The 18608-nt window shown below is 70.7% G+C and carries 17 protein-coding genes; 9 read left to right on the top strand and 8 right to left on the bottom strand.

Annotation, left to right across the window (positions count from 1 at the left end; translation table 11 throughout):
• Positions 1–402: 402 nt before the first annotated feature.
• On the bottom strand, positions 403–1044 hold the full coding sequence (locus tag ACFY5B_RS17760) for a DNA-3-methyladenine glycosylase (RefSeq protein ID WP_389969919.1): 642 nt from the start codon (positions 1042–1044) through the stop codon (positions 403–405).
• A 144-nt stretch (positions 1045–1188) separates the two neighbouring features.
• Between ACFY5B_RS17760 and ACFY5B_RS17755 the strand changes: the two genes are divergently transcribed.
• The 3 genes from ACFY5B_RS17755 (at position 1189) to ACFY5B_RS17745 (ending at position 3265) form a co-directional block, all read left to right on the top strand.
• A complete protein-coding gene (locus ACFY5B_RS17755) occupies positions 1189–1971 on the top strand; it encodes a sporulation protein (RefSeq protein WP_389969917.1) in 783 nt (260 codons plus the stop codon).
• A gap of 40 nt (positions 1972–2011) precedes the next feature.
• Positions 2012–2551: a YbhB/YbcL family Raf kinase inhibitor-like protein gene (locus ACFY5B_RS17750; protein ID WP_389969915.1), complete on the top strand. Its 540-nt coding sequence runs from the start codon at positions 2012–2014 to the stop codon at positions 2549–2551.
• 207 nt (positions 2552–2758) lie between these two features.
• Positions 2759–3265: an HNH endonuclease gene (locus ACFY5B_RS17745; RefSeq protein WP_351626267.1), complete on the top strand. Its 507-nt coding sequence runs from the start codon at positions 2759–2761 to the stop codon at positions 3263–3265.
• Positions 3266–3381: 116 nt separating this feature from the next.
• Here ACFY5B_RS17745 and ACFY5B_RS17740 read toward each other — a convergent pair whose 3' ends face one another.
• The 3 genes from ACFY5B_RS17740 to ACFY5B_RS17730 form a co-directional block, all read right to left on the bottom strand.
• Positions 3382–4332: an SPFH domain-containing protein gene (locus tag ACFY5B_RS17740; protein ID WP_389969913.1), complete on the bottom strand. Its 951-nt coding sequence runs from the start codon at positions 4330–4332 to the stop codon at positions 3382–3384.
• Positions 4333–4465: 133 nt separating this feature from the next.
• Positions 4466–4897 carry an NfeD family protein gene (locus tag ACFY5B_RS17735; RefSeq protein ID WP_389969911.1) on the bottom strand — a complete coding sequence of 144 codons (432 nt, stop codon included), beginning with the start codon at positions 4895–4897 and terminating at the stop codon, positions 4466–4468.
• A gap of 95 nt (positions 4898–4992) precedes the next feature.
• Positions 4993–5790 carry an ABC transporter ATP-binding protein gene (locus ACFY5B_RS17730; RefSeq protein WP_389969909.1) on the bottom strand — a complete coding sequence of 266 codons (798 nt, stop codon included), beginning with the start codon at positions 5788–5790 and terminating at the stop codon, positions 4993–4995.
• A 161-nt stretch (positions 5791–5951) separates the two neighbouring features.
• Here ACFY5B_RS17730 and ACFY5B_RS17725 point away from each other — a divergent pair, with 161 nt between their 5' ends.
• On the top strand, positions 5952–6737 hold the full coding sequence (locus ACFY5B_RS17725) for a hypothetical protein (protein WP_389969907.1): 786 nt from the start codon (positions 5952–5954) through the stop codon (positions 6735–6737).
• Positions 6738–7089: 352 nt separating this feature from the next.
• Here the strand turns inward: ACFY5B_RS17725 and ACFY5B_RS17720 are convergent, their stop codons facing one another.
• From ACFY5B_RS17720 to ACFY5B_RS17710, 3 genes are all read right to left on the bottom strand, one after another.
• Positions 7090–7332, bottom strand: coding sequence for a chaplin (locus ACFY5B_RS17720; protein WP_030852293.1), 243 nt, complete (start codon positions 7330–7332; stop codon positions 7090–7092).
• A 155-nt stretch (positions 7333–7487) separates the two neighbouring features.
• Entirely contained in the window at positions 7488–8129 is a 642-nt protein-coding gene (locus ACFY5B_RS17715; protein ID WP_389969905.1) for a response regulator, read from the bottom strand.
• Positions 8122–9267: a GAF domain-containing sensor histidine kinase gene (locus ACFY5B_RS17710; RefSeq protein WP_389969903.1), complete on the bottom strand. Its 1146-nt coding sequence runs from the start codon at positions 9265–9267 to the stop codon at positions 8122–8124. The genes ACFY5B_RS17715 and ACFY5B_RS17710 overlap by 8 nt, the downstream gene beginning before the upstream one ends.
• 235 nt (positions 9268–9502) lie before the next feature.
• Here ACFY5B_RS17710 and ACFY5B_RS17705 point away from each other — a divergent pair, with 235 nt between their 5' ends.
• From ACFY5B_RS17705 to ACFY5B_RS17695, 3 genes are all read left to right on the top strand, one after another.
• On the top strand, positions 9503–10201 hold the full coding sequence (locus tag ACFY5B_RS17705) for an SDR family NAD(P)-dependent oxidoreductase (protein ID WP_389969901.1): 699 nt from the start codon (positions 9503–9505) through the stop codon (positions 10199–10201).
• Positions 10198–11256 carry an S-adenosylmethionine:tRNA ribosyltransferase-isomerase gene (locus ACFY5B_RS17700; RefSeq protein ID WP_389969899.1) on the top strand — a complete coding sequence of 353 codons (1059 nt, stop codon included), beginning with the start codon at positions 10198–10200 and terminating at the stop codon, positions 11254–11256. Before ACFY5B_RS17705 ends, ACFY5B_RS17700 begins: the two co-directional genes overlap by 4 nt.
• Positions 11257–11598: 342 nt before the next feature.
• Positions 11599–12327, top strand: a complete 729-nt coding sequence (locus tag ACFY5B_RS17695; protein ID WP_389969897.1) for a transglycosylase SLT domain-containing protein — start codon at positions 11599–11601, stop codon at positions 12325–12327.
• A 94-nt stretch (positions 12328–12421) separates the two neighbouring features.
• On the opposite strand, the gene ACFY5B_RS17690 is transcribed toward ACFY5B_RS17695, so the two are convergent.
• Positions 12422–14944: an FHA domain-containing protein gene (locus ACFY5B_RS17690; RefSeq protein ID WP_389969895.1), complete on the bottom strand. Its 2523-nt coding sequence runs from the start codon at positions 14942–14944 to the stop codon at positions 12422–12424.
• Positions 14945–15185: 241 nt separating this feature from the next.
• On the opposite strand from ACFY5B_RS17690, the gene ACFY5B_RS17685 reads away from it, so the two are divergent.
• Both ACFY5B_RS17685 and serB read left to right on the top strand, forming a co-directional pair.
• A complete protein-coding gene (locus ACFY5B_RS17685; protein WP_389969893.1) occupies positions 15186–17216 on the top strand; it encodes a streptophobe family protein in 2031 nt (676 codons plus the stop codon).
• A 129-nt stretch (positions 17217–17345) separates the two neighbouring features.
• The gene (gene serB / locus ACFY5B_RS17680; RefSeq protein ID WP_344459364.1) at positions 17346–18572 is read left to right on the top strand and encodes a phosphoserine phosphatase SerB; all 1227 of its coding nucleotides are present in this window, start codon (positions 17346–17348) and stop codon (positions 18570–18572) included.
• Positions 18573–18608: the final 36 nt, after the last annotated feature.

Raw genomic sequence — 18608 nt, 5'->3', positions numbered from 1 at the left:
CGGGGTATCAACATATCTGGCGTTGACTTTTGGCACGCTGTTGAGTTCTCAAGGAACGGTCGCTTCCTTTGTACTCACCCTCTCGGGCTTTCCTCCGGGCGCTTCCCTTCGGTCTTGCGTTTCCGACTCTATCAGACCCTTTTCGATCCGATTCCCTGTCGGCGGGATTTGTCGTCCGGCCCGGACTTTCGCCTGTCGGCCTTTCGACATTCACTACGTTAGCCGATTCCCCGTCCAACTCATAATCGAGTCTTCCGGCGCCGAATTCAGGCATGCGGGCACGCCGAATTCGCCCCTGCTGAGGGGAGTAGCTAGGTAGTTGGTTTGGCCGCTTCCGGCTGCTGGCGATCGCCATACCCGGTTCAACGGCTCGGGCTACATTACGCATCTCGGCAGGGCGCGTCAACTTCGGCGGCGCCTCGGCGTATGGGCTCGATACGGGCTCACCGTCGGGTCGTTGGCGACCCAGAAGCGCCACGGGTGGACGGCCCCCTCGCCTCCGACGCCGGTCCGGGGGCCGTTGAGCACCTGGTCGGAGGGCACGGGCGTGCCGGTCAGCATGCGGAGCGGGGTGTCTTCACAGGTGCACGCGTCCGTGCCGTCCATGGAGCGGTCCACGTTCAGGGCGGTGGCCAGACGGGCCGGGCCTTTGGCGAGTTCCTTGTCGTTGCGGGCCGAGAGTCGACGGGTGCGGGCCAGTTCGGCGCCCTCGATGATCTCGCCGGCGCGGAGCAGGACCGCACTCGCCTTTCCCTCGGGGCCGCAGACCAGGTTCATGCAGAACCACATGCCGTAGGTGAAGTAGACGTACACGTGCCCGGGCGGGCCGAACATCACGTCGTTGCGGGCCGTACGGCCGCGATAGGCGTGGGATCCGGGATCGTCGGCGCCGTCGTAGGCCTCGACCTCGGTGAGGCGGAGGGCGATCGGACCGTCCGGGGTGCTGCGTACCAGGATGCGGCCGAGGAGGTCGGGGGCGACATCGAGGACGGGCCGGTCGAAGAACTCCCTGGACAGGGGCGTACGGTCAGGGGTCGCGATCATGCCGTCCGAGGGTACTGGAGATGAGTGGTGCCGCGGGGTGGCCGTCGGGCACCGGCCTTGCCAGGGTGGGGCATGGAACCGGCCACGGCCGGATCGCGTTTGTATGGATCAAGGATCCACCCGTTGTGGGCGAGAGGGAGAGACATGGCGTTCAAGAAGCTGCTCGCGAGCCTGGGGGCCGGCGGGGCTTCGGTCGAGACGGTGCTGCACGAGGTCAACGTCGTCCCGGGCGGTGTCGTCCAGGGTGAGGTGCGGATCCAGGGCGGCTCCGTCGACCAGCAGATCGAGGGGCTCTCGGTCGGGCTGCAGGCCAAGGTCGAGGTGGAGAGCGGCGACCAGGAGTACAAGCAGGACATCGAGTTCACGAAGTCGCGGCTGGGCGGCGCGTTCGAGCTGCAGGCGGGCGCGGTGCACGCCGTGCAGTTCGGGCTCGAGATCCCGTGGGAGACGCCGATCACGACGATCGACGGGCAGGCGCTCCGTGGCATGAACATCGGGGTGTCGACCGAGCTGGAGATCGCGCGTGCGGTGGACTCCGGTGACCTGGACCCGGTCAACGTGCATCCGCTGCCGGCGCAGAAGGCGATCCTCGACGCCTTCATCCAGCTGGGCTTCCGGTTCAAGAACGCGGACATGGAGCGCGGTGTCATCCGGGGTACGCGGCAGAAGCTGCCGTTCTACCAGGAGATCGAGTTCTTCCCGCCGCAGCAGTACCGCGGGCTGAACCAGGTCGAGCTGAGCTTCGTGGCCGACCAGAACGCCATGGACGTGGTGCTGGAGATGGACAAGAAGCCCGGGCTCTTCAGCGAGGGCAGCGACACCTTCCGGTCCTTCCAGGTGGGTCTCAACGACTACCAGGGGACCGACTGGACGGCGTATCTCAACCAGTGGCTGTCCGAGGTCGGCAGCAAGCGCAACTGGTTCTAGGCTCGGGGGCGACTGCAAGAAACGATCAGGAGGTACCGAGGTGACCGAGCTCAAGCGGCGGCCGCTCCCCCACGACTTCCATCCGCCCGTCGCGTCGTTCACAGTGACGAGCGAGGACATCGAGGAAGGCGCGACGCTCAAGGACGCTCAGGTCCAAGCGGCCGGCAACACTTCGCCGCAGTTGCGGTGGGAGGGTTTCCCGCCCGAGACCAAGAGCTTCGCCGTGACCTGCTACGACCCCGATGCCCCCACGGGCAGCGGTTTCTGGCACTGGGTGCTGTTCGACATCCCGGCGTCGGTGACCGAGCTGCCGGTGGGCGCGGGCAGTGGCAAGTTCGAGGGTCTGCCGGAGGGCGCTGTGCACGCGCGCAACGACTACGGCGGCAAGGAGTTCGGCGGGGCCGCGCCGCCTCCCGGGGACGGGCCGCACCGCTACGTCTTCACGGTGTACGCCGTGGATGAGGAGAAGCTCGGGCCGGACTCGGACGCGTCGCCCGCCGTGGTCGGCTTCAACCTGCGGTTCCACACCATCGGGCGGGCCCAGCTGATCGGCGAGTACGAGGTGCCCGCCGAGGGCTGAGCAAGTCGCCCGGAATCCCGGCGTTCACGGAACGTTTGCCCGCTCCTGGTCTTGGAATTGATCAGGAGCGGGCATTTTTGTTGCCGGGGGTCGCGGGGGTCACCCCCCGTGAGAGCAGCAGATATTGCGTTGTCCATCTCGGCGTGCCCGGCCAGAGTTGATCCCAGCCCGCCAGGGGGTGGGCCGGTGCACGGGAGGTGGGCTGGTATGCGGGACACGCTGGTACTGAACGCGAGCTTCGAGCCGCTGTCGACGGTGACGTTGAACCGAGCCGTCGTTCTGGTGCTTCAGGACAAGGCCGTCGTCGAGCAGGCCCACCCCGAACTGCGGATGCGGGGAGCCGCGGTCGACATACCGGCGCCCCGGGTGATCAGGCTCTGCCAGTACGTACGGGTGCCGTTCCGAAGACGAGCGCCGTGGTCGAGGCGGGGTGTGCTGGTCAGGGACCGGCACCGGTGCGCGTACTGCGGGAGGCGGGCGACGACCGTGGACCACGTGGTGCCGCGGTCGCAGGGGGGTCAGGACACGTGGCTGAACACGGTGGCCTCGTGTGCGGAGGACAATCACCGGAAAGCGAATCGGACTCCTGTCGAGGCGGGTATGCCGCTGCTCCGGGAGCCGTTCGAGCCGACGCCGGCTGATGCGATGCTCTTGGCTCTGACACAGGACGACTTCGCCGCGCTGCCGGATTGGCTGGCACTGGACGCGGCGTGACCAGGCGCCCTGGGGCCTTGCCGGTTCATCGGCTGCGGGTCGAGTGGGGTTGTTCGCGCAGTTCCCCGCGCCCCTGAAGGAAGGGGGGTGCGGGGAACGTTGCGTCCTGGGTGCTGTCAGTCGATCGACGGCTTTTCGCGGCGTTCCTGGGCCGGGACACCCGCTCCGCCGTTGCCGCCGGAACCGCCGCCGATGCCGCCGAAGTTGCCCATGGCGCCGGAGAGGCCCTTGAGGGCGTCGCCGATCTCGCTGGGGACGATCCAGAGCTTGTTGGCGTCGCCCTCGGCGATCTTGGGGAGCATCTGGAGGTACTGGTACGACAGGAGCTTCTGGTCCGGGTCGCCGGCGTGGATGGCCTCGAAGACCGTGCGGACGGCTTGGGCCTCGCCCTCTGCGCGCAGGGCGGCGGCCTTGGCCTCGCCCTCGGCGCGCAGGATCTGGGACTGCTTCTCACCCTCGGCGCGCAGGATCTCGGACTGCCGGACACCTTCGGCCTGGAGGATCGCGGCGCGCTTGTCGCGGTCGGCGCGCATCTGCTTCTCCATCGAGTCCTGGATGGAGGTGGGCGGTTCGATCGCCTTGAGCTCGACGCGGTTGACGCGGATGCCCCACTTGCCGGTGGCCTCGTCGAGGACGCCGCGCAGGGCCGCGTTGATCTCCTCGCGGGAGGTCAGGGTCCGCTCCAGGTCCATGCCGCCGATGATGTTGCGCAGCGTGGTGACGGTGAGCTGCTCGATCGCCTGGATGTAGCTGGCGACTTCGTAGGTGGCGGCCCGGGCGTCGGTGACCTGGTAGTAGATGACGGTGTCGATGTTCACGACCAGGTTGTCCTGGGTGATCACCGGCTGCGGCGGGAAGGGGACGACCTGTTCACGCAGGTCGATGCGGTTGCGGATGGTGTCGATGAACGGGACGACGATGTTGAGGCCCGCGTTGAGTGTCCGCGTGTAGCGCCCGAAGCGCTCGACGATGGCCGCGCTGGCCTGTGGGATGACTTGGATCGTCTTGATCAGGGCGATGAAGACCAACACCACCAGAATGATCAGGACGATGATGACCGGTTCCATCGTCGTTCCCCGTGTCCCTTCTCCGCTTCGGCGTCTTCGGCAGATCTTATGGTTGTCGAAGATCTTGCTGGTCGAGTCTGACAGACCGTCGCGTGGCTGGCGAGGAGTTCCGCTCCAGTTACGTCCTGCGAGGTCACATGACGATCGCGGTGGCTCCTTCGATGTCCACGACATCCACTGCCTGGCCGACTTCGTAAGCGTGGCCGGTGTCGAGAGCACGGGCCGACCAGACCTCGCCGGCGAGTTTGATCCGGCCGCCGGAGCCGTCGACGCGTTCCAGGACGACGGCTTGTCTGCCCTTTAACGCGTCCACGCCGGTGGCGAGTCGGGGTTGCTGGGCGCGGTGCCGGTTCGCGATGGGCCGTACGACGGCGATGCCCGCTGTCGAGATGACGGCGAAGACCACGACCTGGGCGACGGCTCCGCCGCCGAAGACGCCGGTGACCACCGCCGCGGCGATGGCGCCCACCGCCAGCATGCCCAGTTCGGGCATGGCGGTCACCACGAGCGCGATGCCGAGCGCTGCCGCGCCGATCAGCCACCACAGCCATGCGTCGATGTCCACATGGTCATGGTAGGTCCGGGGGCCCTGTCGACGACAGGGCGCCCGTGGTGTGAAATCCCGTTCTTACCCCGGCAATTGCGGGTTGGTGGGCCGGGTCAGGAGAGCGGGAGGCCCTGGGCGGTCCAGCGCTCGCCCGACTGTTCGACGACGAGCGGGAGGCCGAAGCAGAGGGAGAGGTTGCGGGAGGTGAGTTCGAGCTCCAGCGGGCCGGCGGCGAGGACCTTGCCCTGGCGGATCATGAGGACGTGGGTGAAGCCCGGGGGGATCTCCTCGACGTGGTGGGTGACCATGAGCATCGAGGGAGCGATCGGGTCGAGGGCGAGGCGGCCGAGGCGGCGGACGAGGTCCTCGCGGCCGCCGAGGTCGAGGCCGGCGGCGGGCTCGTCGAGCAGGAGCAGCTCGGGGTCGGTCATCAGGGCGCGGGCGATCAGGGTGCGCTTGCGCTCGCCCTCGGAGAGCGTGCCGAACCTGCGGTCGAGGTACTCGCTCATGCCGAGGCGGTCGAGGAAGGCGCGGGCGCGCTGTTCGTCGATGTCCTCGTAGTCCTCGTGCCAGGTGGCGGTCATGCCGTACGCGGCGGTCAGGACCGTCTCCAGGACCGTCTGGCGCTTGGGGAGCTTCTCGGTCATGGCGATGCCGGCCATGCCGATGCGGGGGCGCAGCTCGAAGACGTCGGTGCCGGGCCGGCCGAGGGTCTCGCCGAGGATGGCGGCGGTGCCCGCGCTGGGGAAGAGGTAGGTGGAAGCGAGGTTGAGGAGGGTGGTCTTGCCGGCGCCGTTCGGGCCGAGGATGACCCAGCGCTCGCCCTCCTTGACCGACCAGGAGACCTGGTCCACCAGAGCCCGGCCCTCACGGACCACGGATACGTCCTGAAGCTCCAGAACATCGCTCATGAGCGCGTTGTCTCCCCTTGCAGTGTGGCCGGTCTCGGCTGTCGCGTAAGCCTGTGGCTCGGTCCGCCGCGCCGGTGGGCGCAGCCCTCCATGAAATCTACGCCACCGGTCGTAGCGGGCGTTCCCTCGGTCCGGTCCTTGGAGGGTTCTAGGGTGGAGGCATGCTCTCGGAACCACGTGCTGGACGTCTCGCAGCTTGGGGAAATGCCCTTTTGGCCGGACTTGTCTCGCCTGATGACGCCGTGCTGGCCGTCGTCGGCGGTGACGCGGTGCACCGGGTGGAGGGGCTGCCGGGTGAGCCGGGGCAGGTCGGGCTGACACTCGCGCTCGGGCGGCTGCGGACGCTCGGGGTGGGCGGGCTGCGGGTGGCGTTGCCCGCGCCGGGGCATCCGCTGGGGCTGAGCGGGCCGCCGGAGTTCAACGCGCGGGCGCTGGAGGCCGAGGAGGCGGTGGTGTGTCACGGGGCCGCGCTCGGTTTGGTGCCGGACGTGTATGAGGCCGGGCCGGAGGGGGTGCAGGTCGAGGTGGTGTGGCATGTGCTGCCCGTACGGGAGGCGCCGCCCGCGGATGTGCCGTCGCTGAGTGAGGCGGAGCGGGAACTGGCGGAGGCCCTGCGAGAGGCCACCGAGGTGTTGACCCGGCTGGATGTGGCCGGGTCGGGGCCGGTGGCGGAGGCGGCGATCGATGCGTACCGGGCGCGGGCCGAGCGGGGGCGGGAGGTGCTGGCGCCGGGGTATCCGCCGCGGGCGGTCCGGGTGCTGGAGCTGGCGCAGCGGGTGGGGACGCTGATCGCCGTGGCGACGGAGAGTGGGCACGGCGGTGCGGTGAGTTCGTCCGAGATCTCCGCGCGGCGGGAGGCTTTGCGGCCGGTGGAGCGGACGGCTCGGCGCGCGCAGGTCGCGGCGTACAACTCCGTTGTGGAGGAGCGGGAGCGGGGAGTGCGGTGACGGTTCTTTGTGCGGTGCCCCGCGTGGGGGCTGAGCCTGGGTGGGTTCGCAGCCCGGAGTAGCGGGGCGCTGGCGTTGGTGCTGGGGCCGGGTGGGTCCGCAACCCGGCGTGGCGGGGTGCCTCCCCCAAGCTCTCGGCTTCGCTCGAGCAGGGGGGACCCCCACGCCCACCCGTGCCGCCCCCAGCGGCACGCATGCCCGCAGCTAGGGCGAGCGGCACGGCTGCCCGCAACGGGGGCGGCACGCATGTCTACAGCTAGGCGGCTGAGCGTGCCCGCAGGGATGCCGAAGGGCCTCCCGGTGGGGGCCGGGAGGCCGGTGTCACCTCCGGCTCGGAGACGGAGGTGGGGCGTCAGTGGTTGACGGCGAGGTTGCCGAAGGCCGGGTTCAGGATGCCCACGACGTTCACGCTGTTGCCGGAGACGTTGACCGGGACGTGCACCGGGGCCTGGACGACGTTGCCCGAGCCGACACCCGGGGAGCCCACGGCCTGGCCGTCGGCGTGGGCGCTGGTGGCGGAGGCCATGCCCGCGCCGGCGGCCAGCAGGCCACCCGTCACCATCGTCACGGCCGCTGCCTTCTTCAGGTTCTTCACTTCTGAGCCCTCCTAGCGATTGCCGCGGCAGGCGCCGCAGCACGCACTGGAGAACGGCGGAGATCCACCGAGGTTGCGCCATCCGGGGGACGTTCCCACGACAGTATGAATCTCGGTCCGGAGCGCAACCTTCCGGGTTGCCTGGGGTGAGCGTGTCAGCCGGTCACGCCGTGGCGAACGGCCCACAGAGCCGCCTGCGTTCGGTCGGACAGGTCCAGTTTCATCAGGATGTTCGACACATGGGTCTTGACCGTCTTCTCGGAAAGGACCAGCGCACGGGCGATCTCCCGGTTGGAGCGGCCGTCCGCTATGAGGCCGAGGACCTCACGCTCCCGCTCGGTGAGCGAACCGGCCCTCGTGGTGCCCGCGTTGGTCTCCTCCTGCGCCAGCAGCGCGCCGGCGACCTCCGGCTGGAGGAGGATGTGCCCGGCGTGGACCGAGCGGATGGCTCCGGCGAGGGCGTCGGGGTCGATGTCCTTGTACACGTATCCGGCGGCGCCCGCGCGCAGGGCGGGGACCACCGTGCGCTGTTCGGTGAAGCTGGTGACGACCAGCACGCGTGCGGGGTTGTCCAGCTCGCGGAGTCTGCGCAGGGCGTCGACGCCGTCCATGCCCGGCATCTTGACGTCCATGAGGATGACGTCGGGCCGCAACTCCTCGGCGCGGTCCACTCCTTCGGCGCCGTCCGCCGCCTCTCCGACGACCTCGATGTCGTCCTGCACTTCGAGGAAGGTGCGCAGGCCCCGGCGGACGACCTGGTGGTCGTCGACGAGCAGCACCCTGATTGCGTCAGCCACCGGGGACCTCCATCTCGATCACGGTGCCCTTGCCGGGCGCCGATTCCACGGTCAACGTGCCGCCGGCACCGCTCGCCCGGTCCCGCATCGACACCAGGCCGAGGTGGCGTCCCGCGCGGCGGACCGCGCTCGGGTCGAAGCCGCTGCCGTCGTCCGTGATCCGCAGGACGGCGCCGCCGCCGCGGCGGTCCAGGGTCACGTCGACGTGGCCGGCGCCGGAGTGGCGAAGGGCGTTGTGCAGGGCTTCCTGGGCCACGCGCAGGAGGGCTTCCTCCTGGGAGGCGGGCAGGGCCTTCACCCCGTGACCGGCGAAGGTGACGCGGGCGCTGTGGGCCCGGTCGAGGACCTGGATCTGCGTGCGCAGCGTCGCGACGAGGCCGTCCTCGTCGAGTGCGGCGGGGCGCAACTCGACGACCGCCGCGCGCAGTTCGTCTGCGGCTTCGGCGGCCAGGGCGGCCACCTGCTGGAGTTCGCCTTTGGCGCGGGAGGGGTCGCGGTCCACCAGGCGGGCCGCGGCCTGGGCGGTCAGGCGCAGGGAGAACAGCTTCTGGCTGACCGCGTCGTGCAGTTCGTGGGCGAGGCGGGAGCGCTCCTCGGCGATGGTGAGTTCGCGGCTGCGTTCGTAGAGGCGGGCGTTGGTGAGGGCGATCGCGGCGTGCTGGGCGAGAATGCCGAGCAGTTCCTCGTCGTCCTCGGTGAAGCCGCAGCCGCCTTCGGGCCTCTCGCAGTTCTTGTTGGCCAGGAACAGCGCTCCGATGACCTCGTCGCCGTCGCGGATCGGCAGGCCCAGGAAGTCGACCAGGTCGGGGTGGGCCTTCGGCCAGCCCTCGAAGCGGGGGTCCTTGCGGACGTCCGCGAGGCGCTCGGCCCTGGCCTCGTGCAGCATCGCGGCGAGGATGCCGTGCTGGCGCGGGAGGGGGCCGATGGCCTTCCACTGCTCCTCGCTGACGCCGTCGACCACGAACTGGGCGAAACCGCCGTGGTCGTCCGGGACGCCCAGTGCGGCGTACTGCGCGTCGAGCAGCTCGCGGGCCGAGGCGACGATCGTCTTGAGGACGTCGCGCACCTCGAGGTGCCTGCTCATGGCCAGCAACGCGGAACTCACCGCGGCGAGGCCGGACCGGGGGGCGTGACTCATGACCTCACGGTACCGGCGGGCTGTGACAGTGCGGATCGGACCGGTGGCGGCGGAGCGCCCGGTCGGTGGGCCTAGGTCGCGGGGCCGAGAGGCCGGACGCCGAGGTCTAGGTCCCTGGGCGCCGGGCCCGTGGCGTAGGGCGAAGGGACCCGGTGGAGTGCGGCCCGCGTCCGAGGCGGTCGGGGCGGGCCCGTTCCTAGGTTGAGGGCACGCGATCACGACGAGGGAGCTGATCATGCCGGTTGCGATCATCACCGGGGCCTCGAAGGGCCTGGGCCGTGCCCTGGCCGGGGGCCTGGCCGGGCGGGGCTGGGACCTGGTGCTCGACGCCAGGGGTGCCGAGGCGCTGGCGGACACCGCCGGAGCCGTCTCCGGGCACGGCACGCGGGTGACCGCCCTGCCCGGGGACGTCACGGACGCCGCTCACCGGGCCGAGCTGGTGGCGGCGGCCCGGCGGCTGGGCGGCGTCGACCTGCTGGTGCACAACGCGAGCGCGCTGGGTGCCGAGCCGCTGGTCAGGCTGGCGGAGCTGCCCGTGGAGGGGCTGCGCCGGGCGCTGGAGGTGAACCTGGTCGCGGGGCTGGGCCTGGTTCAGGAGGCGCTGCCGCTGCTGCGGGCCGCGAGGGACGGCGCCGTCATCGCGGTCAGCTCGGACGCGGCCGCCGAGGCGTACGAGACCTGGGGCGGATACGGGGCGTCCAAGGCGGCCCTGGACCATCTGATGGCCGTGCTCGCCGTGGAGGAGCCGGGGCTGCGGGTCTGGGCGGTGGATCCCGGGGACATGGCCACCGACCTGTACGCGGCGGCCGTACCGGACGACCGGGAGCCGCGGCCCGAGCCGGCGGCGGTGGTGCCGGCGTTCCTGCGGCTGCTGGACGAGCGTCCGGCGAGCGGGCGCTACGGGGCTCCCGCGCTGCTGGACGGAGCCCGATGACACTGAGGGTGCGGGTACCGGAGGAGTTGTCGGCACGGGTGCCGGTCGAGCAGCGGGGCCCGGGGCTGGAGCGGGACGCCGTACGGATGCTGGTGTCGCGGGGTGCCGAGGTGGCGCATCACACGTTCGCGGAGCTTCCGCGGCTGCTGCGGGCCGGGGACCTGCTCGTGGTCAACACCTCGGCCACGCTGGCGGCGGCCGTGGACGGACGGACCGGGCACACGCGCGTGGTGGTGCATTTCTCCACCCGGGGGGACGACGGCCGCTGGGCGATGGAACTGCGGGAGCCCGACGGGCGGGGCACCACACGCGCGCGTGCGGGCGGGCCCGCGGGGAGGGAGGTGTGCCTGCCGGGGGGCGTACGGCTGGTTCTGGAGGAGCCGCTGAGCGGGCGGAGCGAGCGGCTGTGGTGGGCGCGGGTGTCCGGAGCCGGGGTGTCCGGGGCCGGGGTGCCGGGGCTGCTGCGGGAGTACGGGCGGCCCGTTCGCTACGCCTATACGGAGCGTGACCAGCCGCTTTCCGTCTACCAGACGGTGTTCGCGCTGCCGTCGGCGGACGGGACGGGCAGTGCGGAGATGCCGAGCGCGGCGCGGCCCTTCACGGCGCGGATGGTGGCGGAGCTGGTGAGCCGGGGGGTGCAGTTCGCGCCGGTCACCCTGCACACGGGGGTCGCCTCAGCGGAGGCGCACGAGCCGCCCTACCCGGAGCGGTTCGCGGTGCCCGAGGCGTCCGCGCGCCTGATCAATGCCGCGAGGGCCGGTGGGGGCCGGGTGGTGGCGGTGGGGACGACCGCGGTGCGCGCGGTGGAGTCGGCGTCGGGCACCGACGGGGCCGTACGCGCGCGTGCGGGGTGGACGGATCTCGTCGTCACGCCGGAGCGCGGGGTGCGGGTGGTGGACGGGCTGCTGACCGGGCTGCACGAGCCGGAGGCCTCACATCTTCTGATGCTGGAGGCGGTCGCGGGGCGGGTGGCGATCGAGCGGGGATACGAGGCCGCGCTGCAAGGCCGCTATCTGTGGCACGAGTTCGGGGACGTGCACCTCGTGCTGCCCTGAGAAGGGCTCACAGAGAGCATCGCTTGTGCAACGGGTCGTGAGGCTGATCTAGGGGCGATGTGAGCCCTCGCATAGGACCCACGTCACGTACGAAAGTGCGTAGGAGACAAAGCCCCACCTTTTGAGCGGCGCAGACAGTCCAATCTGCCCCGATTTGACCCTCCCTGATCCACTATCTCCTTTCGTACGTCACACCTTTGCCACGCCATTTTGCGGCCGCTAAGAATTGCTGACGTCGCTCAGCGCCGTGGGTTCACCTCCGCGGCGTTCGTGTCGGAAACACACCGAGTCCAACGCCGGACGCCGAGCGACTCCCGCGCTATTCGAAGAGGTCCACGCAGCATGCCCAAGAACATCTTCAGCCGTGTTCAGAGTCGTAGCCTGACCCGTCACCACAAGATCGCCATGGCCGGTATCGCCACCCTCGGCGCCGCCGCCATCGGGTTCTCCGCGGTGCCGAGCGGCGCCTCGACCAAGACCACGACCGAGGCCGCTCAGCCGGCTGCGGTGGCGTACAGCACCCAGCAGATCAAGGACGTCAAGGCGAGCGTCACGGACCAGATGGCCGGCGCCACCCTGAAGGCCGAGCAGATCGCGGCGAAGAAGAAGGCCGACGCCGCGGCCGCCGCCAAGAAGAAGGCCGCCGCCGAGGCCGCGAAGAAGAAGGCCGAGGCCGAGCGCAAGGCCAAGGAGGCCGCGAGCCGCGCCGCCAAGCGCGCCGAGGCCAAGAAGGCCGCCGTCAAGTCCTACCCGAACAACCTCGACGGCTGGATCCGCGAGTCGCTCGACGTCATGAAGAAGCACGGGATCCCGGGTTCCTACGACGGCATCAAGCGCAACATCATCCGCGAGTCCTCGGGTAACCCCAAGGCGATCAACAACTGGGACATCAACGCCATCAACGGCATCCCGTCGAAGGGCCTGCTGCAGGTCATCCCGCCGACCTTCAAGCACTGGCACGTCCCCGGCACCTCCTGGGACATCTACGACCCGGTAGCCAACATCACCGCCGCCTGCAACTACGCGGCCGACAAGTACGGCTCGATGGACAACGTCGACAGCGCGTACTGAGGCCTGCGCGGACCTCTCTGCTTCGCTGAACGGAACGCCGAAGGGCGGCACCCACCTGACGGGGTGCCGCCCTTCGGGCATCGCGGAGCGGGGACTACTTGCGCATGACCTCCGGCTCGTGGCGACGCAGGAAGCGGGCCACGAAGAAGCCGCAGATCACGCCGAGGACGAGCAGGGCGCCCATGTCCATGGCCCAGGCCCCGACCGTGTGCTCCCACAGCGGGTCGTTGTCGCCGGCCGTCTCGGGCGGGCTGATCTTGTTGAAGTCCAGCGTGGCGCCGGCGGCGGCGACCGCCCAGCGCGACGGCATCAGGAACGAGAACTGGTTGACGCCGATCGAGCCGTGCAGCGCGAACAGGCAGCCGGTGAAGACGACCTGGATGATGGCGAACATCACCAGCAGCGGCATCGTCTTCTCCGCGGTCTTCACCAGCGAGGAGATGATCAGGCCGAACATCATCGACGTGAAGCCCAGCGCCATGATCGGAATGGAGAGCTCGACGAGGGTCGCGCTGCCGAGGACCAGGCCCTCTTCGGGGATCTCGCGGCTGGAGAAGCCGATGACGCCGACCAGCAGGCCCTGGAGCACGGTGATCATGCCGAGCACGAACACCTTGGACATCAGGTACGCCGAGCGCGAGAGGCCGGTCGCGCGCTCCCGCTCGTAGATGACCCGTTCCTTGATCAGCTCTCGGACCGAGTTCGCCGCACCGGCGAAGCAGGCGCCGACCGCGAGGATCAGCAGGACCGTGGTCGCCGTGCCGTTCGGGATGATCCTGCCGGTCTGCGGGTTGGCCGGGTTCGGCAGCAGGCCCCGGTCGGCGTCGATGAGCAGACTGACCGCGCCGAGCACGGCCGGCAGGATCACCATCAAGGCCAGGAAGCCCTTGTCGGAGGCGATCACCGAGACGTAGCGACGGACAAGCGTCACGAACTGGGACATCCAGCCCTGCGGCTTCGGCGGCTTCATCGCCTGCATCGGCGGAACCTGTACGGACTGCGGCGCGACGGCGTCGATGTCCGCGGCGTACATCTGGTAGTGCTGCGAGCCCTTCCAGCGGCCCGCCCAGTCGTAGTCGCGGTAGTTCTCGAAGGCGGAGAAGACGTCGGCCCAGGTGTCGTAGCCGAAGAAGTTCAGCGCCTCGTCGGGCGGGCCGAAGTAGGCGACCGAGCCGCCCGGCGCCATCACCAGCAACTTGTCGCAGATCGCCAGCTCGGCCACCGAGTGGGTGACGACCAGGACCGTGCGGCCGTCGTCGGCCAGGCCGCGCAGCAGCTGCATGACGTCGCGGTCCATGCCCGGGTCGAGGCCGGAGGTCGGCTCGTCCAGGAAGATCAGCGACGGCTTGGTGAGCAGTTCCAGGGCGACCGAGACGCGCTTGCGCTGGCCGCCGGACAGTGACGTGACCTTCTTGTCCTTGTGGATGTCGAGCTTGAGCTCGCGCAGCACCTCGTCGATGCGGGCCTCGCGCTCGGCGGCGGTGGTGTCCGCCGGGAAGCGCAGCTTGGCCGCGTACTTGAGGGCCTTCTTGACGGTCAGCTCCTTGTGCAGGATGTCGTCCTGCGGGACCAGACCGATGCGCTGACGCAGCTCGGCGAACTGCTTGTAGAGGTTCCGGTTGTCGTACAGCACCTCGCCCTGGTTGGCGGGGCGGTAGCCGGTGAGCGCCTTGAGCAGGGTCGACTTGCCGGAGCCGGACGGGCCGATGACCGCGATCAGCGACTTCTCCGGGACGCCGAAGGAGACGTCCTTGAGGATCTGCTTGCCGCCGTCGACCGTGACGGTCAGGTGGCGGGCGGAGAAGGACACCTCACCGGTGTCGACGAACTCCTCGAGCCGGTCGCCGACGATGCGGAACGTCGAGTGGCCGACGCCGACGACGTCGGCCGGGCCGAGCAGTTGCGAGCCGCCCTTGGCGATCGGCTGGCCGTTGACGTACGTGCCGTTGTGGGAGCCGAGGTCGCGGATCTCCATGCGCCCGTCGGGCGTCGCGTGGAACTCGGCGTGATGCCGGGAGACCTGCAGGTCGGAGACGACCAGCTCGTTCTCCAGGGCACGGCCGATGCGCATCACACGGCCGAGGGAGAACTGGTGGAACGTGGTCGGGCTGCGGTCCCCGTGGACCGGCGGCGCCCCCGCGGCACCGCCGGAACCCTGCTGCTGCGGAATGTGCGCCGCGGCCTGCTGCGGCTGCTGCCAGCCCGCCTGCGGAGCCTGCTGCGGCGGCTGCTGGGCCGGAGCCTGCTGGCCCCAGCCGGGGTTCGCGCCCTGCGCCGCGTACGGCTGCTGCTGGGGCTGGGCCTGCGGCGTGGCGACGGAGGCCGCGGCGCCGGAGAGGTTCAGGCGCGGGCCGTCGGTCGCGTTGCCCAGGTTGACGGCCGAACCGGCGCCGAGCTCCATCTGATGGATGCGCTGGCCCTGCACGAATGTGCCGTTGGTGCTGCCGTGGTCCTCGATGACCCAACTGCGGCCGTTGAAGCTGACCGTGGCGTGACGCCAGGAGACCCTGGCGTCGTCGAAGACGACGTCCCCCTGCGGATCACGTCCGAGGGTGTATGCCCTGGACGGATCGAGCGTCCAGGTACGTCCGTTTGATTCCAGTACGAGTTCCGGCACTCCATGCCCCACTGAGTTGTCCCCCGAGTTACCCCCGACATGGGGAGTCTAGGGATGTCGAACATCGGGGGGAACTATTTCAGTAGCGGCCCCCTGACCGAAAGTCGGGCCTTGTGAAGACCGCGTTCGGACGCATCGGCCGATTCCGTTGACGGGGTTGAAACCGGGCCGGAGAGTGGTATTTCGACGCGAGGGGGACATGCGCGGTGTTCCCGTCGTGCAGCGGATCGGGGGGTCTGCCATGAGTGCTGCCGCAGGGGTCGAGACGGCGAAGGGGCACACGCGCGTCCCGTGGGGGGATGTGCTGATGTCCGCCGTGGCCGCCGTGAGCTGGGCGTTGATCGGGATGGCGGGGACGGCGGCGCTGGGGTTGCGGCTGCTTCAGGCGGACACCGCGGGGTCGTTGGGGCCGATGACCGCGGCGGTGGTGGCCCTCGGGGCGGGTGGTTCGGTCACTCCGTCCGGTGATGTGTCGGTGTTCGGCCTGTCGGGCGCCGAGGCGGACACGGCCATCGAGATCACGCCACTGGGGGTGAGCCTGGTCGGGGCGGTGCTGCTGTCGTGGTTCTTCCTGCGATCCCTGCGGGGGGCGGGAGTTGTGATCGCACCGTCCGAACTGTTCGCGCGGGCGGGGTCGGTGGTGGTGCTGTTCGTGGCGATGCTGGGCGGGCTGGCGTGGGCGGGACACGACGTCATCACGATCGACGGGGGGTCGCTGGGGCTGGACGACGTCACCGGCGGGAGCGGCAGCGTGGAGGTCCCGGGGCTCGGGGACATCGGGGGGCTGCTGCCCGACCGGCTCGGCGACCTGGTCGACGCGCGGGCCGCGGTCGGGTTCACGGTCGACACCGCCCCGACGCTGCTCGGCGGCTTCGGCTGGTCGGCCGGGATCCTCCTCATCGCCCTGCTGGCCTCGCGCCGCACACCGTTGCCGCGGGGCTGGGAGGCCGTGCACCGGGTCGTGCGGCCGGCCGTGTCCGCGCTGGTGACCGTGCTGCTGGTGGCGGTGGTGGCGGGATGGGCGGCGGCGGCGTACGCGGCGGCCGGCGACGACCATCCCCGGCGCGTCGCCGGTGCGGCGCTGCTCGGGGCGCCGAACGGGGTGTGGCTGGGTGTGCCGCTCGGCCTGTTCGTGCCGTGGGACGGTCGCGCGACGGGTGAACTGACCCGCTTCCTGCCCGACCCCCTGGACGATGTGCTCGGCGCCGGGGCCGACCGGTCGGTGACGCTGGGCCGGCTGGCCGAACTGGACGGACCGGTGTGGCTGCTGGGGGTGGCTGCCGCGTTGACGGTGCTGCTGGCAGGGGTGCTGGCAGGGGTGCGGACGCCGGTCGGGGCGGCGGACGGTGCCCTTCGTTTCGCGGGGCGGTGTGCGCTGTGGCTGGGGGCCGCGACCGCCCTCGCCCTGCCGCTGCTGGCCTGGCTCACGGACGTCTCCGTGACCGCGTCCCTGTCCGTGTTCGGCTTCGACGCCTTCGGCGCGGGCATCGAACTGCACGGCCACCTCGGCACGGCCCTGCTGCTGGGCGGGGTGTGGGGCGCGGGGGCCGGGGCGTCGGGGGCGTTGCTCGCGTGGGGGTGCGGGGCAGCGGGGCGCAGGGCTACGACGTCGGCTCGGGGGGAGGGGGTGACCGGGGCCGGTGGGGCGACGGGATCGCTGAGCACCATGGGGGCCGGGCCCGGGCAGCCCGGGGAGCGAGGCGAGTGGGTGCCATGGGGTGAGGAGGCCGGGCCGTACGCACCGGGTACGCCGTACCGGCCGCCCGATCCGGGCACCAACCCCTACCTCCGGGTGCCGGAGGAGCTGCGCGAGCCGCAGGACGCACGGCCTCCCGGGACGGAAAGGCCCTTCGGGACGGAGCGGCCCGGGGAGGAACGGCCCTCCGGGGCGGAGCGGCCCGGGGAGGAACGGCCCTCCGGGGCGGAGCGGCCCCGCGGGACGGAGCGGCCCCGGGAGGAACGAGCCTTCGGGGAGGAACGACCCCAGGGCGCGGAGCACCCGTCCGGCGCGGAGCGGCCCTCCGGCGCGGAGCGGCCCTCCGGCGCTGCGCCCGGGCCCGAGTACGGCGCAGCCCGGGACGACGAGCCCCCCGCCCCGGGCGACGTCTACAGCGCCCCCACCGTCGTACGGCCGGTCGGGCCGCCCCCGCGTGGCCCGCGGCAGTCGCCCGGGCCGCGGAACGGGAACGGGCCGCCCGCGCGTCCGGACGACGGCCCCCCGCCTCCCCCGCCACCACCGCCACCGCCGCGGAAGCCGCGGGGCGGGAGGTGACCGGTGAAGGCGCCGGGCACCGTACCGGTACGCAAGATCCACTTCATCCACGCGCCATGCGGTGTTCGCTGTCCGCCAGACGGACCTCGGGGGCGACAGGCGCCGCACGCCGGATACGGTGGAACCACCATGAGCGCTTCACAGACCTCGTCTTCCGACGTCCCTGCCGACGTCCCCACCCTCCTTGTGAAGATCTTCGGCAAGGACAGGCCTGGCATCACCGCAGGCCTCTTCGACACCCTCGCCGCCTACTCCGTCGACGTCGTCGACATCGAGCAGGTCGTCACCCGTGGCCGGATGGTGCTGTGCGCGCTCGTGACCGAGCCGCCCCCGGGCATCGAGGGAGATCTGCGGGCGACCGTCCACAGCTGGGCCGAGTCGATGAAGATGCAGGCGGAGATCATCTCCGGCCTCGGCGACAACCGGCCGCGCGGCCTGGGCCGCTCCCTGGTCACCGTCCTCGGGCACCCGCTCACCGCCGAGGCGACGGCCGCGATCGCCGCCCGGATCACAAAGACCGGCGGCAACATCGACCGCATCTTCCGGCTCGCCAAGTACCCCGTGACCGCCGTCGAGTTCGCCGTCTCCGGCGTGGAGACCGAGCCGCTGCGCACCGCCCTGGTGACCGATGCCGCACGGCTCGGTATCGACGTGGCGGTCGTCGCCGCCGGTCTGTACCGGCGCGCGCAGCGCCTGGTCGTCATGGACGTCGACTCGACGCTCATCCAGGACGAGGTCATCGAGCTGTTCGCCGCGCACGCCGGCTGCGAGGACAAGGTCGCCGAGGTGACGGCGGCCGCGATGCGCGGGGAACTGGACTTCGAGCAGTCCCTGCACGCGCGCGTGGCGCTGCTGGAGGGGCTGGACGCCTCGGTCGTGGACAAGGTGCGCAGCGAGGTGCGGCTGACCCCGGGCGCCCGCACCCTGATCCGTACGCTGAAGCGACTCGGCTACCAAGTCGGCGTCGTGTCCGGTGGATTCACCCAGGTCACGGACGATCTGAAGGAGCGGCTCGGGCTGGACTTCGCGCACGCCAACACCTTGGAGATCGTCGACGGCAGGCTGACGGGCAAGGTCACCGGCGAGATCGTCGACCGCGCGGGCAAGGCCCGGCTGCTGCGCCGGTTCGCGGCGGAGGCGGGCGTGCCGCTGTCGCAGACGGTGGCGATCGGTGACGGCGCCAACGATCTGGACATGCTGAACGCGGCGGGTCTCGGTGTCGCCTTCAACGCCAAGCCGGTGGTGCGCGAGGCCGCGCACGCCGCGGTGAACTTCCCCTTCCTGGACACGGTCCTGTACCTGCTGGGTGTCACGCGTGAGGAGGTCGAGGCGGCGGACACGCTCGACATCGTCTGATCCGCCCGCTTCGCATCGTCGATCGACCAGGAGGGG

The organism is Streptomyces sp. NPDC013187 (genome assembly GCF_042899705.1).
GTDB lineage: Bacteria > Actinomycetota > Actinomycetes > Streptomycetales > Streptomycetaceae > Streptomyces > Streptomyces hawaiiensis_A.
Note: the sequence above shows the minus strand (reverse complement) of the source record. Positions and strands in the feature narration are given on the sequence as shown.